This is a genomic window from Actinomadura sp. NPDC000600, from assembly GCF_040492135.1.
Taxonomy (GTDB): Bacteria; Actinomycetota; Actinomycetes; order Streptosporangiales; family Streptosporangiaceae; genus Spirillospora.
Window position 1 is genome coordinate 17,675 of record NZ_JBEUPD010000041.1, and the last position, 15,166, is coordinate 32,840.

The following is a 15,166-nucleotide window of genomic DNA, read 5'->3' on the forward strand; positions in this document are numbered from 1 at the left end:
GCGCATCCAGGGGCGGTCCCCGCTGTAACCGAAAACCCTTACAGCCGTCCCATCCACTAGTAATGTTGTGGTCATGCGGACGGCATACAAGTGCCGGGCCTACCCTGACCCCGACCAGGCCGCCCTCTTCAACAACTTCGCGGTGACCTCGGACGGGGAGCGCATCGCCAACCCCCGCCACTTGGAGAACAAGCAGCGCAACCTGGCCCGGTACCAGCGGCGCATGGCCCGCAAGCGGCCCGGCAGCAGCAACCGGCGCAAGGCCAAGATCAAGATCGCCAGGGCCTGCCGCAAGGTCCGCGACGCCCGCACCGACTTCCTGCACCGCACCAGCACCGCCCTAGTCGGCAGGGCGGACGTCATCGTGATCGAGGACCTCGCCGTCGCCAACATGGTGAGGAACCGCAAGCTCGCCAAGGCGATCTCCGATTGCGGGTGGGGTGAGTTCCGCCGCCAATTGGAGTATAAGGCCGAACGGGCCGGACGGACCCTGGTGGTGATCGACCGGTGGTACCCCTCGTCCAAGACCTGCTCGGCCTGCGGGCATCTGCTCGCCGAGCTGAGCCCGTCGACCCGGCGCTGGACGTGTCCGGGCTGCCGCACCCGGCACGACCGGGACATTAATGCGGCCAAGAACATCCTTGCGGCTGGTCGAGCCGCAGCCAGGGGAGACCCCGGCGATGTCTGTGGAGCTGATGTCAGACGGCAGGGGCCCTCCCCTTCCGCAGTCGGCTGCGAAGCAGAAACCCCTACGGCGCGAGCCGTAGGACCCCCCTCCCACCCTGGAGGGGAGGAAGTCAAAGGTGCGGTTCGATGACCTTCATCAGGGCGCGCTTCGGCTTGGCGCCGACGATCTGCTCCACGACCTCGCCGTTCTTGAGGAGCAGCAGGGTCGGCAGGCCCATGACGCCGTACTTGCCCGGCGTCTGCGGGTTCGCGTCGTAGTCCATCTTCGCGATCTTGATCTTGCCGTCCTGCTCCTGCGCGATCTGCTCCAGGATCGGAGCGATCATCCGGCACGGCCCGCACCAGTCGGCCCAGAAGTCGACCAGTACGGGAGTGTCGCTGCTCAGGACCTCGTCCGCGAACGTCGCGTCGGTCACGGTGATCGGGGCCGTCACGGTCCCTCCTTCGTAGGCTGCGCGCCCGTCGTGGGCTGCGTACCGGTCACAAGTTCCTCCGGCCGCGGTTCATTCCCGGCGGCCGGGGCCGTCCTGCCGAGCAGGAGCGCGACGCCCGCGTTCAGGAGGTCGGCGGCGGTCAGCAGCACCCGGGACGCGATCGCGACCACGACCGGGGCGCCCGCCGGGAGCACCGGCGTCAGCACGACCGTCAGGGCCGCCTCCCGGGCCCCGATGCCGCCCGGCGCGATGAAGACGAGGAAGCCGGCGACGAACGCCAGCGCGTACGCCCCGGTCGCCAGGAACGGCAGCCCCTTGCCGTCGCCGCCCACGGCCGCGCACAGCAGCCAGGTGTGCACGCCGAACAGGGCCCAGCCGAGGACCGTCCACCCGACGGCCCTGAGCGTCGCGCCCAGGCTGACCGGGTGCTCCAGCGGCGGCCGCCGCACGAGCCTGAGCAGCACGCCCAGCGCCCAGCTCACGATCTTCGGGTGGAGCATCACCAGCAGGACGGGCGCCAGCAGGAACAGCCACCAGTACTCCCGGCGCGCCGCCGCGGACGTCAGCGGCAGCGTCACCGCCGCGACCGCGAGCCCGCACGAGGTGGACGTCGCGACCGCCAGCAGCGTCGAGCCGAAGCTGCGCTCGGGCGGCACCTTGTGCTCGCGCGTCATCTCGATCTGGGTGACCAGCGCCCACACCTTGCCCGGGACGTACTTGCCGAGCTGGCTGATCCCCGAGATCCGGAAGATGGCCCGCACCGGCAGCGGCGAACCGAGCCCGGCGAGGAACTCCCGCCAGCCGAGCATCCAGACGAAGAGCCCCGCCAGCCCCGCGGCGAGCGCCCCGGCGAGCGCGGCCCACGACATCTGCTGGAACGCGTCCACCGTCGCGTCCCACTGGGACGCCACGCTGTAGCCGCAGAACGCGAGCGCGAGCAGGACCAGGAGCACGCGCAGGCCCCGGACGGCGACGACCTTCATCTTCACGCGCCCAGCGTAGGCGAACGTGACCTCGCGGCCGTCCGATCGGCCTAGAGTTGGGGGGCGATGAAGATTTCGGATGTGGTCGCCTTCATGGGGCACCAGGTGCACGTGTGCCGGTACCGCGAGGCGGGGACGCTGCTCGACTGGATGGGGCGCGACCTGCGCGGCAAGCGGGTCCTCGACGTCGCGGGCGGTGACGGCTACTGGGCCGGCCGCGCGCGCCGGCGCGGCGCCGACGCCGTCTCGATCGACCTGGCCCGCGGCAAGATGGTCTACGGGCGGACGCTCGCGCACGCCCCCGCGCTGGTCGAGTGCGACGCGCTGCGGCTCCCGTTCGCGGACGGCTCGTTCGACGCGGTCCTGTCGGTCTGCGCGATCGAGCACTTCGACGACGGCGGCAGGTCGCTGGACGAGATGGCGCGGGTCCTCAAGCCGGGCGGTGAGATCTTCATGTCCGCCGACGTGCTGAGCCGCGCCGACGCCTGGCCGAAACTGCGCGACGCGCACAAGGCCAAGTACCACGTCCAGCACACCTACACCCACGACAGCCTGAGCAAGCTGATGGACGAGCGCGGCCTCGACCTCGTCCGGTACAGCTACCAGTTCCGCACCGCCGCCACCGAGCGCCTCTACCTGTCGCTTTCCACCTACGGGGGCAAGGTCGGCTTCAACGCGGCCGCCCCGCTCACCCCCCTCGTCGCCCTCGCCGACCGGACGGCCCCGAACGAGCGCGGCAGCATCGTTCTGGTCCGGGCCCGAAAAAGATAGAAATGGGCAAAGGCCGGGGCGCGTAAGAGGTGATCGTGTGGGGAGGGCCCCTCACGATGAATCGCGTGGAACGAGATCCGGCGAGTGCGCGCCCTCCGGGCGTACGCTCGAAGAGTAAAGAGTGATCTACGCCACCGCGCTGGATGGGGGAGTGGACCGTGGCGCCTCGGATTCTGCTCGACGCCACCGCCGTGCCTGCCGACCGCGGCGGGCTCGGCCGGTATGTGGACGGGCTGCTGTGCGCCCTGCACCGGCAGGGCGCCGACCTCGCCGTAGCCTGCCAGCGCGCGGACGCCAAGCGCTACGAGGGCCTCGTGCCCGGCGCGCAGGTGGTCGCGGGCCCCGCGACGCTCTCGCACCGCGCCACCCGGCTGGCCTGGGAGCAGTCCGGCCTGCCGCACGTGGCCGCGCGCGTCGGCGCGGAGGTCATCCACCTGCCCACCTACACGATGCCGGTGAGCGCGGGCCTGCCGACCGTGGTGACGATCCACGACGTGACGCTGTTCGCCGAGCCCGAACTGCACGACCCGGTGCGCACCTCCTACATCAAGTCGGCGACCCGCACCGCCGCCCGCCGCGCGACGCGGCTGATCGCCCCGTCCCGCGCGACGCGCGACGAACTGGTCAGCCTGCTCGGCGCCGACCCGTCCCACATCGACGTCGCCTACCACGGCGTCGACCACGAGGTCTTCCACCGCCCGTCCGAGGCGGAGGTCAAGCACGTCTCCGACCGCCTCGGCCTGCACGGCCGCCCCTACGTCGCCTACCTGGGCGCGCTGGAGCCGCGCAAGAACGTCCCGAACCTGATCCGCGGCTGGGTGAAGGCCTGCGCCGGGCGCGAGGACGCCCCGGCGCTCGTGCTCGCGGGCAGCGGCGGCTGGGACGACGAGGTCGACGCGGCCCTCGCCACCGTCCCCCTGGAGCTGCGCGTCCTGCGCCCCGGCTACCTGCCCTGGCCGGCCCTGCCCGGGTTCTTCGGCGGCGCCCTGGTCGTCGCGCTCCCGAGCCGCGGCGAGGGCTTCGGGCTGCCCGTCCTGGAGGCCATGTCCTGCGGCGCGCCCGTCCTCACCACCCACCGCGGGCCGCTCCCCGAGGTCGGCGGCGACGCGGTCGCCTACACCGAGCTCGACCCGGACGGCATCGGCTCCGCCCTCGCCGCCCTGATCGACGACCCGGCGCGCCGCGCCGAGCTGGCCGAGGCCGCCCACGCCCGCTCCGAGCGGTTCTCCTGGTCGGCGTCCGCGGAGGCGCACATGGCCTCCTACCAGCGGGCCGTGGAGCAGTACGCGAAGGCCCGCACCCACTAGGCTCGCTTCCAACCCGGCGAAAGGAACCGAGTGGAAGCGATCCTCCTGGTGGGCGGTCAGGGCACCCGCCTGCGCCCCCTGACGATCTCCACGCCGAAGCCCCTGCTCCCCACCGCCGGGGTGCCCCTGCTGGAGCACCAGCTGGTGCGTGCGCGCGACGCGGGCGTGACTCGCATCGTGTTCGCGACGTCGTACCGGGCGGAGATGTTCAGCGAGGCCTTCGGCGACGGCGGGCGGCTCGGCCTGGACATCGTCTACGTGACCGAGGACGAGCCGCTCGGCACCGCAGGCGCGATTCGCAACGCTTCCTCCGCCCTGGAATGCGACGCCGACAGTCCCGTCCTGGTCCTGAACGGCGACATCCTGTCCGGGCATGACATCTCCGCTCAGGTCGCCGCGCACGAGAAGGGCGAGGCGGCGGTCACCCTCCATCTGACGCTCGTGGACGACGCCCGCCGCTACGGCTCGGTGCCCACGTCGCCGGACGGGCGGGTAATGGATTTCGTGGAGAAGTCACCGAACCCTCCGACGAACCAGGTCAATGCAGGCTGCTATGTCTTCCGCCGCTCCGTGATCGGCAGCATCCCCGCCGGGCGGGTCGTCTCGGCGGAGTACGAGACCTTTCCCCAACTGCTCGCGGCGGGCGAACCGGTCTGCGGTTACGTCGAGGCCGCGTACTGGCTGGACGTCGGGACCCCGGCCGCGTTCGTCCGGGGCGTCAACGACCTGGTCCTCGGCACCCTGCCGTCCCCTGTCGTCGAGGTGGACGGGAGCGGCGTCCTTCTCTTGGAGAACGCTTCTGTCGCCTCCACGGCCCGGGTCGACGGCGGCACCTCGGTCGGCGCCGGAGCGCGGATCGGCGCCGAGGCCACCGTCGAGTCGAGCGTCCTGTTCGATGACGCGGTGATCGAACAGGACGCCCGTGTCGTACGCTCCGTGGTCGGCCGCGGTGCCCGCATCTGCTCCGGAGCCGTCCTGGAAGACTGCGTCATAGGCGACGGCGTGACCGTGGGCCCTGGCAACCAATTGCTCAACGGTGCCCGGGTCTGGCCGAACGTAGAACTGCCGGCGACCGCGATCCGCTTCTCCGCCGAGTAGCCGCGTACCGCATACCGCGTACCGCGAGGAGCCTTTCCGGTCACGTGGTCTGCGAGCCCTCTGAGGGGAATGCACGGAACTCGAGTTCCCTGCCGAGCGCGGTGACGAGATCCAGTCGGCCGGCGTTCCCACGGGTTCACGAGATGAGGCAACGCGCCCACGCGATCTTGCCTCCGTCCAGGGTGGAACGATGGCCCCAACTCTCGGCGAGGTACTCGACGATCTGCAGGCCGCGGCCGTTGACGTCGGCCTTCCGGGCCCTCCTGCGGCGGGGGCGACCGGAGCCGATGTCCGCGACCTCGATAGTGAGGACGCCGCCGCTCAGGGTTCTCTGGGATCAGGAGATCGCACCTCGGACGGAAGCGGTCGATCACTTGACGGAGCGCTGGTCCTTCAGGTATTCCTCGGGCGGGGTTCGGCCGGGTGGCCCACCGCGCGGCCCTGCTTCACACCTGAGGCGGTGGGTAGCGGTGGATCTCCGCACGATGTCCTGCGGAGCCGGCGAACTTGGCGTCATCGGTGAGCAGGGGTATCCCCAGTAGTTCGGCGAGGGCCACGTACATGCCGTCATAGGCGGTGAGGTTGTTGCGTAGCTCAAGGACACGCCGCTGCAGGGGCAGCATGGGGTGGCGGACGATTTTGAGCTGTGCGTAACGCTCCAGCATGATCTGGGCCCGCGCCTCGGAGATGCGTACCTCCGGCTTGGTGGTGATCGTGTGCCCGCGCACAACCGAGGCGATCTCCACGTCGATCAGCGCTGGGGCGTGAAGCTTGCGGGCCAGGCGCTGCCGAAGGAGGTCGTCGCCCTTGACGTTGGCCAGCAGGCGGAAGACGATCGAGGCGTCGACGACCAGGCTCACCGGCGTCCCTCGCGCAGGGTCTCCCGGACGAAGTCAGGGTTGTAGGGCACGGGCTCATCGGTGGCGATCTTGGCCATCACCTCGTCCAGCGTCGGGGTGGACGCCTCCTCGTTCAGCAGGTCCCGTACGTAGGCGGTCAGCGACTTGCCCTCATGCTCGGCCCGCGCCTTCAACGTCCGCTCGGTCTCGTCGGGGACGTCCCGGATCTGTATCACTCCCATGCCAGCATTTTAGCATGCAGTCTGCATGCAATCATGGCCCTGGTGGTCCGGCGGCCGCCATGCGGGTCCACGGCCGAGAACGGGACGAGGGAACCCGCGCTGGCGACCGGTGGGACGGCCGCTGCCCAGTGATTGAATGAGTGCTGCGGGAAGCATCGCGCTCTGGTGTCGCCGTCGCCGCTTCGCGTCGACCAGGTCGGCGCGGTCCACGACCCCTTCGGCCGGGTCGTCGAGGGGCGCTTGCGCGGCGCCGGGTGTTGAGGCGGGACGGGGGAAGACCGCCTCGCGGGGTGCGTGCGAGGCGGTCTTCGACCGGGGACGTCAGCGGATGGAGCGGACCCGTCCGTCGAGTCCCAGCTCCGCGACGGGGCGGCCGCTCTCGCGCACCACGTTGCGGTCGCCTTGCCGGCTCACCTGCAGCGAGTTCCTCGCCGCCTGGGTGAGGTTGAGGCAGAGGTTGAGACTGATGGAGAACCTCGACCGGGCGGCGCAGTCCAGCTTGAGGTTGGGCATCCCCGGGCTCGGGTTGAACGGGTTGTAGCGGACCGGAGTCGGCATGATCCAGCCGCAGAAGCCGCCGCCCTGCAGGTTCACCACCTGCGCGGTCGGGTCGATGTCCGCCGTGCCGGTGGCGCCGAGGCCCCTGGTGCCGAACGTGTTGTCCACCTTGAGGGCCGTGTTCCGGAGATCGATGTTGGCCCTGCCGTCAGGGGCGGACGTGCACGACATCGCGACGGCGTAGGGCATGCTGGTCACGGTCGTGGCGCCGCCGTGCTGGAGCGACCCGGTGGACGAGGCGTACTTCAGGTCGCCGATGTCCACGGTGAACGTGGCCGGGTCGAGGCGGAGCCGGGTGAACCGGGTCCTGACGTTCGTCCCGGGGGACCCGCCGCCGGCGGTGTACTGCGAGTAATTGACGGACTGCCCGGTCCTCGCGAGGATGACGTACTCTTTCGGCGCCGTCGCCATGTCGGCGCAGTACACCGTGAAGAGCTTCTGGCCGTTGTAGAGCAGATAGATCCCGTTCGGCGCGCTCGGGACGTGCTGGCGGATCTGCTGGCAGCTCTGGAACAGGGCCGCCGCCTGGGTGCGGGCCTGGGCGTGCGCGGTCATCGTCCCGGCCAGGGGCAGGGCGGCGCATGCGGCCGCTGCGACCACTGATGTCCGGAATGGAATTTTCGCCATGAATTCGTCCTTTGTTGAGAGGCCGTGCTGTCCCGCAGATTAACAACCGCTTTCAGGGCTGGAAATAGCCCCGAGGCAATGGCGGCGACAGGGAATGGGCAAAGCCTCTGCGGAAATGGCTAGGAGAATTCCGTTAAATGACGAATTCTATATTTTGCACCCGGAAGAGAGTGAGACGCCGGGCGGGTGGCAGACTGGGGGCCGGTACCGCCGGGGTGCGCAGGTCAGGGAAGGGCCTTGGCGGGACCGGTGGGGTGCGTCAAGCAGGGAGAGTCGGCTCGTTGAGCGTTGCAGAACCGTCGTCCGGGGTGGCCGGTGAGGCGACCGCTGGGCGCCTCACCGGCCGGGTCCGGGAGTGGCGGCCGCCGTGGCCGCTGGATCTGCGCGACGCGCTGGCGCCGCATCGGCGCGGCTCGCGCGATCCGGCGTTCCGGATCGAGCGGGACGGGTCCGTCTGGCGGGCGTCCCACACTCCGGACGGGCCCGGCACGCTGCGCCTGCGCTGGGCCGGGGGCGCCGTCGAGGCCACGGCGTGGGGGCCGGGCGCCGAATGGCTGCTCGACGGGGTGCCCGAACTACTGGGGGCCGCCGACGAGCCGGACGGGTTCGTCCCGCGGCACGACGTCCTCCGCGACCAGGTCCTCAGGCGGCCTGGGCTGAGGATCGGCCGGACGCGCCGCGTCTTCGAGGCGCTCGTTCCGGCGGTGATGGAGCAGAAGGTGCTCGGGCAGGAGGCGTGGCGGGCGTGGGCCTACCTGCTGCGCGGGTTCGGGCAGCCCGCGCCCGGCGCCCCGCACATGCGGGTTCCGCCGCCGCCGGAGGTCTGGATCGGAATTCCCTCGTGGGAGTGGCACCGGTCCGGGCTGGAGGCCGTCCGGGCCCGCACCATCATCGGGGCGGCGCGGGTCGCGCGGCGGCTGGAGGAGGACCCGGCCGAGGCGCGGCTGCGGTCGCTGCCGGGCATCGGCGTCTGGACGGCCGCCGAGGTCAGGCAGCGCGCGGCGGGCGATCCCGACGCCGTCTCCGTCGGCGACTACCACCTGCCCGGCCTGGTCGGCTGGGCGCTGGCGGGCCGCAAGGTCGACGACGCCGGGATGCTCGAACTGCTGGAGCCCTACGCCGGTCATCGCTACCGGGTCACCCGGCTGCTGGAATCGTCCGGGATGCACCCGCCGAGGCGCGGCCCCCGCTTGCCTGTCCGGGACTACCGGTCCTTCTGACCGGGGCCTGCGCCGTCCGGCGGCGCAGCCAGAAGTTGTTGGGGGCCCAGTCGAGGCCGTCCCTGCTGTCGGCGCCGAAGAGGGGGCCGAGGACGGCGAGGGCGATGATCAGGCCGAGTACGTACAGCATCTCTTCTTCCTTGGGATCGCAGTGGCAGCGTTCCCGCGCGGGACGAGCGGAGGAGCCGGGGTCACCGCCTCTTCTTCCGTCGCACCTACAGTTTGACTCCGTCCAACATTGAGGTCCAGCGACGCTTTCTGGAGGGATTGTGTAAGAATCGCTTCACTATGCTGGATCTCGGGCGATTGCGGGTGCTGCGCGAGCTCAAGCTGCGCGGAACGCTCGCGGCGGTCGCCGACTCCCTGGGCTACACGCCGTCCGCGGTGTCGCAGCAGCTCGCGCAGTTGCAGCGGGACGTCGGCGTGCCGGTGGTCGAGCGCGCCGGGCGGCGGCTGCGGCTGACCGAGGCGGGCGAGGTGCTCGTCGTGCACGCCGAGGCGCTGCTGGCGCGGGCGAAGCGGGCCGAGGAGGAGGCGCTCGCGGCGAGCGGGCGCGTCGCGGGGGTGGTGCGGCTCGTCGGCTTCCAGACGGCGCTGCTGCACGTCCTCGCCCCGGCCATGCCGCGGCTGGCGGAGGCGTATCCCGATCTCGTGGTGGACGTGCTGGACGAGGAGTTCCACCGGGTGCTCCAGGCGCTGGTGCTCCAGGAGATCGACGTGGTGCTGACCGACGAGTACTCGCACCTGCCGCGCCCGCGCAGGCCCGAGCTGACCTCCGAGGTCCTCGTCACCGAGACCATGCGGGTCGGGATGCCCGAGGGCCACCCGCTCGCCCGCGCGGACGGCCCGGTGCGGATGGCCGACCTGGCCGGTTGCCGGTGGGCGACCGGGCACGTCGGCACCAACCACGGCGAACTGCTCGAGCGGACGTGCGTGGAGCTGGGCGGCTTCCGGCCCGACGTCCGCTACCGGTCCAACGACCTGATGGTCATCTTCGCGATGGTCGCCCAGGGCGGCGCCGTCTGCCTGGTGCCCGACCTCGCGCTCGCCGAGCGGGAGGAGGGCATCCTCGTGCGGGACGTCGCGGACGCCCCCGTGGAGCGCCGCATGGTCCTGTGGACGCGCGTCGGCGCGGAGGTGCGGCCCTCGGTCGAGGCCGTCCTGCGCGAGCTGCGCCGCTCGGCGGACCAGCTGGTCGAGCGCCGCCCCAGCGTCCGCCGCGGCGCGCCCTGATCAGCCCTTCACACCGAGCGGGCCGCGCCGGCGGGGAGCGCCCGCGGGGCTGCTCCGCCACCGGCGCCGCTCACCGGTCATACAGGACGGGACACCGGGGTCAGGGTGAGCGACTGCCGCCCGAAGTGCCCGATGCCGTCCGTGCGGCGGGACGCCTCCAGGCGCTCGGCGGGGACCTCGCCGTAGAGGGTGGTGCGCTGCCTGGCGGGCCGGCCCGCGCGCGCCGCTATCGCCTCCAACTCGCTGATGGGCTTGAACGAGCCGTTCTCCGAGCCGGCCATGCGGCTGATCGTCTCCTCCATGAGCGTGCCGCCGAGGTCGTTCACCCCGCCCTGCAGGACGCGCGTGCACAGTTCGTCCCCGAGCTTCACCCAGGACGTCTGGATGTTGGGGATCGCGCCGTGCAGCAGGATGCGCGCCAGGGCGTGGACGGCGACGTTCTCCCGCGCGGTCGGCCCCGGGCGCGCGAGCCCGGCGAGGTAGATGGGCGAGTTGTGGTGGACGAAGGGCAGCAGCACGAACTCGCTGAACCCCCCCGTCCGCTCCTGGATCGACCGCAGCAGCCTGATGTGCGCCACCCAGTGCGCGGGCGTGTCCACATGCCCGTACATCATCGTGGACGTCGTCGGGATCCCGATCTCGTGCGCGGTGGTGACGACCTCGACCCACTGGTCGGTGGGCAGCTTCCCCTTGGTCAGCACCCACCGCACGTCGTCGTCCAGGATCTCGGCGGCCGTCCCCGGCAGCGAGTCGACGCCCGCCTCCTTCGCCGCCTCCAGCCACTCCCGGATCGACAGGTCCGTCCGGGACGCGCCGTTCACGACCTCCATCGGGCTGTAGGAGTGCAGGTGGATGCCGGGCGCGCGGCGCTTCACCTCGCGGGCGAGGTCGAAGTAGGCGGTGCCGGGCAGGTCCGGGTGGATGCCGCCCTGCATGCAGACCTCGGTGGCGCCCGCCTCCCACGCCTCGTCCACGCGGTCGCCGACCTGCTCCAGGGACAGCGTGTACGCGTCGGCGTCCGTGCGGCGCTGCGCGAACGCGCAGAACCGGCAGCCGGTGTAGCAGACGTTGGTGAAGTTGATGTTGCGGGTGACGACGTAGGTGACCTCGTCGCCGACGGCGTCGCGCCGCAGGCCGTCGGCCAGCGCGGCGAGCGCGTCCAGCTCCGGGCCGTCGGCGTGCAGGAGGGCCAGCGCCTCGTCGTCGGACAGCCCCGCGGGGTCGCGCTCCGCGCGCGCCAGGGCGGCCTTGACGTCGGCGTCGAACCGCTGGGGCGCGGCCATGCGGTCGCGCAGCGCGTCCCAGTCGCCGTAGACCTCGTCGAAGTCGTCGCGCCGGTCCGCGGTGCGGCCGGTCGTGTCGATCTCGGTGTGCAGGTCGGTCCGGCCGGACGCCGTGAAGCCGCCGTCGGGCTCCTGCCAGGGGCGCCCCTCAAGGACGGCGTCCTCGCGGGCCAGCCCGGTCGCGGGGTCGGCAAGGGCGGCGACGTGGCCCGCGAGCCGCGGGTCCAGCCACGGCTCACCGCGGCGCACGTACTCGGGGTAGATCGTGAGGCGCTCGCGCAGCTCGAACCCGGCCCCGGCGGTCCGGGCGGCCAGCTCGTCGATCTGCGGCCACGGCCGCTCCGGGTTCACGTGGTCGGGCGTCAGCGGCGACACCCCGCCCCAGTCGTCGATCCCGGCGCGCAGCATCAGCGCGTACTGGTCGGCGACGAGGTTCGGGGGCGCCTGTACGCGCGCCTTCGGCCCGAGGACGAGCCGCGTCACCGCGATCGTCGCGGCCAGCTCCTCCAGCTCGGCGTCCGGGGTGTCGCGCATCTTCGTGTCGGGCTTCGCGCGGAAGTTCTGGACGATCACCTCCTGGATCGCCCCGTACTCGCGCATCGTCCGCCGGATCTCGAAGATCGCGTCCGCGCGCTCCTCGACCGTCTCGCCGATCCCGATGAGGATGCCGGTCGTGAACGGCACGTTCGTGCGGCCCGCGTCCTCCAGCACCCGCAGCCGGACCGCCGGGTCCTTGTCCGGCGACCCGAAGTGGGGGCCGCCGCGCTCGCTGAACAGCCGCGTCGCGGTCGTCTCCAGCATCATCCCCATGGACGGCGCGACCGGCTTGAGCCGCTGGAAGTCGCGCCAGGTCAGCACCCCGGGGTTGAGGTGCGGCAGCAGCCCGGTCTCCTCCAGCACCCGGATCGCCATCGCGCGCACGTACGAGAGCGTGTCGTCGTAGCCGTGCGCGTCCAGCCACTCGCGGGCCGGGCGCCACCGGTCCTCGGGACGGTCCCCGAGCGTGAACAGCGCCTCCTTGCAGCCCATCTCCGCGCCGCGGCGCGCGATCTCCAGCACCTCGTCGGGGCTGAGGTAGGGGGAGTCCAGCCGATGCGGGACGGTCGCGAACGTGCAGTACCCGCAGCGGTCCCGGCACAGCCGGGTCAGCGGGATGAAGACCTTGCGGCTGTAGGTGATGACGCCGGGGCGGCCCGCGGCCTCCAGTCCGGCGTCGCGGACGCGGGCCGCGTGGGCGAGCAGGTCGTCGAGCTGCGCCCCGCGGGCCCGCAGCAGTGTGGTGGCCTCGGATCGGTCCAGTGTCTTGCCGTCGCGCGCGCGGGCCAGGGCCCGGCGAAGAGCGGAGCTCGTGCCGTCCATGCGGGCACTCTATGCCAATCGTCATATTCTGCGCCGCGCTGGGGGTCCGAGAAACCGGACAAAAAGATCGGCCCCGGCTGTTCAAGCCGAGGCCGCTCCGCATCTATTCCCGAGCCGTCACCGGACCGGGTTCACCGGACCGGGTTCACCGCGTCTCGATGAAGGCGTCCGGGCTGCGCGGCGGCCGCTCGCGCGGGGGCGCGGCGGCGTGGCCCACCCCGACGGCGCCCATCGGGTCCCAGTCGTCCGGCAGGTCGAGGACGTCGCGCACCACGTCGCGGCAGAACATCGTGCTCGACACCCAGCACGAGCCGAGCCCCTCCACGGCCAGCGCGACCAGCAGGTTCTCCACGCCGGCCCCGGCCGCCACCACGAACATCTCGCGCTCGGCGCGCGAGCGCCGCTCGTCCGGATAGTCGTGCGAGCCGTCCATGACCAGGCACGGGACGACGAGGTAGGGCGCCCGGCGCAGCACCTCGCCGCGCCGCAGCCGCTTGGTGACCGACTCCTCGGAGAAGCCGTCGCGGCGCAGGTCGGCCTCCCAGGCGTCGCGCATCGCGTCCAGCAGCCGCGTCCGGGACCCGGCCGACTCCAGCAGGACGAACCGCCACGGAGTGGTGTGGTGCGGCGCCGGCGCGGTGATCGCGGCGCCGACCGCGCGCCGCACCGCCGCCGGGTCCACCGGCTCGGCGGTGAACTCGCGGATCGTGCGCCGCGCGCGCAGCACGTCCGCCGACCCGAAGCGGAACATGTCCTCCTCGGGGGGACGCACCAGCGCCCGCGCGCCGGGCCCGTCCTCGCGCGTGACCAGGCCGGGCAGCCCGCGCACGACCGCGATCGGCACGCCCTCCAGCTTGCCCTTGACCAGGTCGCCGGCCGCCGCGATCTCGTCGGCGACGGCCGTGATCGTGGCGTCCAGCCGGTTGCCGTAGGCGTCGTCGCGCCCGCGCAGGTCGCTGAGCGGGGCCAGCCCGGCCGCGCCGATCGCCGCGTCCGTCAGTCCGTTGCGCCAGGGTCGGCCGAGCGTGTCCGACACGATCACGGCCACTTCGGCGCCGGTCCGCTCCCGCACCCCGGCGCGGATGCGCCGGGCCGAGGCGTCCGGGTCCTCCGGCAGCAGCAGCACCGTGCCGGGCCGGGTGTTGGACGCGTCCACGCCGGCGGCGGCCAGCACCAGCCCCTGCCGCGTCTCCACGATCCGGGTCTCGCCGCGCGCGTGCGCCCGCCGCGCCACCACCCGCACGGTCTCGGCGTCGATGGCCTTCTCCCGGTCGCCCGCGACCAAGACCCGCCCCTCCGCCTTGCTGACGATCTTGGAGGTGACCACGAGCACGTCGCCGTCCTCGACGGTCCCGTCCGGGATCAGCGCCGCGATGTCGGCGCCCTCGGCGACCTCGGGCAGCCCCGGCACGCCGAAGACCTCGATCCGCTGCGGGGGGACGGCCCCGCGGTCCGCTCCGCCCGGTCCCGCGCTCACTCGGCGACCCCCGCCCGCTTCAGCTCCACCGCGAGGTCGAGGGCCGCGCGCGCGATCGCGGCGGTCGCCTCGGCGTCGCGCATCAGCAGCGGGCGCGAGCGCACCTCGATGCCCTCGACCCGCACGTCGGCGTCGGCCTCGTCGACGAGCCAGCCGTCCAGCAGTCCGAGGCCGTAGTGCTCGGCGACCGCGCGCGCCGACGTCTCCACCCCGATCGCGGTCAGGCACGCGTCGGCCATCCCCCGCACGGGCGCACCGCCGACGATGGGCGACACGCCCACCACGGTCTTCGCCGCGACCGCGTCCCGGATGCCGGGCACCGCCAGGATCGTCCCGATGCTCACCACCGGGTTGGACGGCGGGAACAGCACCACGTCGGCGGCCTCGACCGCCGCCAGGACCCCCGGCGCAGGCTTGGACTCCGCTGCGCCGACCGCCGCGATCGACAGCGCCGGGACCGAGGCGCGCATCCGCACCCACCACTCCTGGAAGTGGATCGCGCGCCGCCCCTGCTCGTCCTCGACCACCACGTGCGTCTCGACCTGGTCGTCGGTCATCGGCAGCAGCCGGACCCCGGGCCGCCACCGGTCGCACAGCGCCTCGGTGACCGCCGACAGCGGGTAGCCGGCCGCCAGCATCTGGGTCCGGACGATGTGCGTGGCGAAGTCGCGGTCGCCGAGCCCGAACCATCCCGGCCCCACCCCGTAGGCGGCCAGTTCCTCCTTGACGGTGAACGTCTCCTCCGCCCGGCCCCAGCCCTGCTCCTCGTTGATGCCGCCGCCGAGGGTGTACATCACGGTGTCCAGGTCGGGGCACACCCGCAGGCCGAACAGGGAGATGTCGTCCCCCGTGTTGCCGATGACGGTGATCTCCGCCTCCGGGGCGGCCGCCAGGAGCCCGCGCAGGAAACGGGCGCCGCCGATCCCGCCCGCCAACGCCACGATCTTCATGGCCTCAACCCTACGGTGATCCCCGGGGCGACCGGAGGGGTCGCCGCTCCGGGCGACACTATGCAAAGCTTTGCCTGCAATGGGGAACGGCCCGTCCT

At 72.3% G+C, this 15,166-nt stretch carries 14 protein-coding genes; 6 read left to right on the forward strand and 8 right to left on the reverse strand.

The window, feature by feature from the left end; all coding sequences use genetic code 11:
* The first annotated feature begins 73 nt into the window (after nucleotides 1-73).
* Nucleotides 74-817 carry an RNA-guided endonuclease InsQ/TnpB family protein gene (locus ABWI07_RS37380; protein WP_235036761.1) on the forward strand — a complete coding sequence of 248 codons (744 nt, stop codon included), beginning with the start codon at nucleotides 74-76 and terminating at the stop codon, nucleotides 815-817.
* Here the strand turns inward: ABWI07_RS37380 and trxA are convergent.
* Together trxA and ABWI07_RS37390 are read right to left on the reverse strand one after the other, a co-directional pair.
* A complete protein-coding gene (gene trxA / locus ABWI07_RS37385; protein ID WP_149259125.1) occupies nucleotides 798-1,121 on the reverse strand; it encodes a thioredoxin in 324 nt (107 codons plus the stop codon). The genes ABWI07_RS37380 and trxA overlap by 20 nt on opposite strands.
* The gene (locus ABWI07_RS37390) at nucleotides 1,118-2,104 is read right to left on the reverse strand and encodes a lysylphosphatidylglycerol synthase transmembrane domain-containing protein (protein ID WP_149259559.1); all 987 of its coding nucleotides are present in this window, start codon (nucleotides 2,102-2,104) and stop codon (nucleotides 1,118-1,120) included. Before ABWI07_RS37390 ends, trxA begins: the two co-directional genes overlap by 4 nt.
* A 66-nt stretch (nucleotides 2,105-2,170) precedes the next feature.
* On the opposite strand from ABWI07_RS37390, the gene ABWI07_RS37395 reads away from it, so the two are divergent.
* The 3 genes from ABWI07_RS37395 to manB all read left to right on the forward strand — a co-directional run bounded on the left by ABWI07_RS37395 (nucleotide 2,171) and on the right by manB (nucleotide 5,280).
* Nucleotides 2,171-2,875: a class I SAM-dependent methyltransferase gene (locus tag ABWI07_RS37395; RefSeq protein WP_149259126.1), complete on the forward strand. Its 705-nt coding sequence runs from the start codon at nucleotides 2,171-2,173 to the stop codon at nucleotides 2,873-2,875.
* 158 nt (nucleotides 2,876-3,033) lie between these two features.
* Complete coding sequence (locus tag ABWI07_RS37400; protein WP_149259127.1) at nucleotides 3,034-4,182, forward strand: glycosyltransferase family 4 protein; 1,149 nt, start codon at nucleotides 3,034-3,036, stop codon at nucleotides 4,180-4,182.
* Between the two features lie 30 nt (nucleotides 4,183-4,212).
* Nucleotides 4,213-5,280, forward strand: a complete 1,068-nt coding sequence (gene manB, locus ABWI07_RS37405; RefSeq protein WP_353821435.1) for a mannose-1-phosphate guanylyltransferase — start codon at nucleotides 4,213-4,215, stop codon at nucleotides 5,278-5,280.
* 446 nt (nucleotides 5,281-5,726) lie between these two features.
* On the opposite strand, the gene ABWI07_RS37410 is transcribed toward manB, so the two are convergent.
* The 3 genes from ABWI07_RS37410 to ABWI07_RS37420 form a co-directional block, all read right to left on the reverse strand.
* Nucleotides 5,727-6,140 carry a type II toxin-antitoxin system VapC family toxin gene (locus ABWI07_RS37410; protein WP_353821436.1) on the reverse strand — a complete coding sequence of 138 codons (414 nt, stop codon included), beginning with the start codon at nucleotides 6,138-6,140 and terminating at the stop codon, nucleotides 5,727-5,729.
* Nucleotides 6,137-6,361, reverse strand: a complete 225-nt coding sequence (locus ABWI07_RS37415; RefSeq protein ID WP_353821437.1) for a FitA-like ribbon-helix-helix domain-containing protein — start codon at nucleotides 6,359-6,361, stop codon at nucleotides 6,137-6,139. Before ABWI07_RS37415 ends, ABWI07_RS37410 begins: the two co-directional genes overlap by 4 nt.
* Nucleotides 6,362-6,682: 321 nt before the next feature.
* Nucleotides 6,683-7,546, reverse strand: a complete 864-nt coding sequence (locus tag ABWI07_RS37420) for a GON domain-containing protein (protein ID WP_353821438.1) — start codon at nucleotides 7,544-7,546, stop codon at nucleotides 6,683-6,685.
* A gap of 281 nt (nucleotides 7,547-7,827) precedes the next feature.
* On the opposite strand from ABWI07_RS37420, the gene ABWI07_RS37425 reads away from it, so the two are divergent.
* Nucleotides 7,828-8,766, forward strand: a complete 939-nt coding sequence (locus ABWI07_RS37425) for a DNA-3-methyladenine glycosylase family protein (RefSeq protein ID WP_353821439.1) — start codon at nucleotides 7,828-7,830, stop codon at nucleotides 8,764-8,766.
* Between the two features lie 288 nt (nucleotides 8,767-9,054).
* Nucleotides 9,055-9,999, forward strand: coding sequence for a LysR family transcriptional regulator (locus ABWI07_RS37430; protein ID WP_353821440.1), 945 nt, complete (start codon nucleotides 9,055-9,057; stop codon nucleotides 9,997-9,999).
* A gap of 77 nt (nucleotides 10,000-10,076) precedes the next feature.
* Here the strand turns inward: ABWI07_RS37430 and ABWI07_RS37435 are convergent, their stop codons facing one another.
* The 3 genes from ABWI07_RS37435 to cofD all read right to left on the reverse strand — a co-directional run bounded on the left by ABWI07_RS37435 (nucleotide 10,077) and on the right by cofD (nucleotide 15,068).
* Complete coding sequence (locus tag ABWI07_RS37435) at nucleotides 10,077-12,641, reverse strand: bifunctional FO biosynthesis protein CofGH (RefSeq protein WP_149259145.1); 2,565 nt, start codon at nucleotides 12,639-12,641, stop codon at nucleotides 10,077-10,079.
* A 145-nt stretch (nucleotides 12,642-12,786) separates the two neighbouring features.
* The gene (locus tag ABWI07_RS37440) at nucleotides 12,787-14,067 is read right to left on the reverse strand and encodes a coenzyme F420-0:L-glutamate ligase (protein ID WP_200841876.1); all 1,281 of its coding nucleotides are present in this window, start codon (nucleotides 14,065-14,067) and stop codon (nucleotides 12,787-12,789) included.
* A gap of 47 nt (nucleotides 14,068-14,114) precedes the next feature.
* On the reverse strand, nucleotides 14,115-15,068 hold the full coding sequence (cofD, locus tag ABWI07_RS37445) for a 2-phospho-L-lactate transferase (RefSeq protein WP_353821441.1): 954 nt from the start codon (nucleotides 15,066-15,068) through the stop codon (nucleotides 14,115-14,117).
* Nucleotides 15,069-15,166 lie beyond the last annotated feature (98 nt).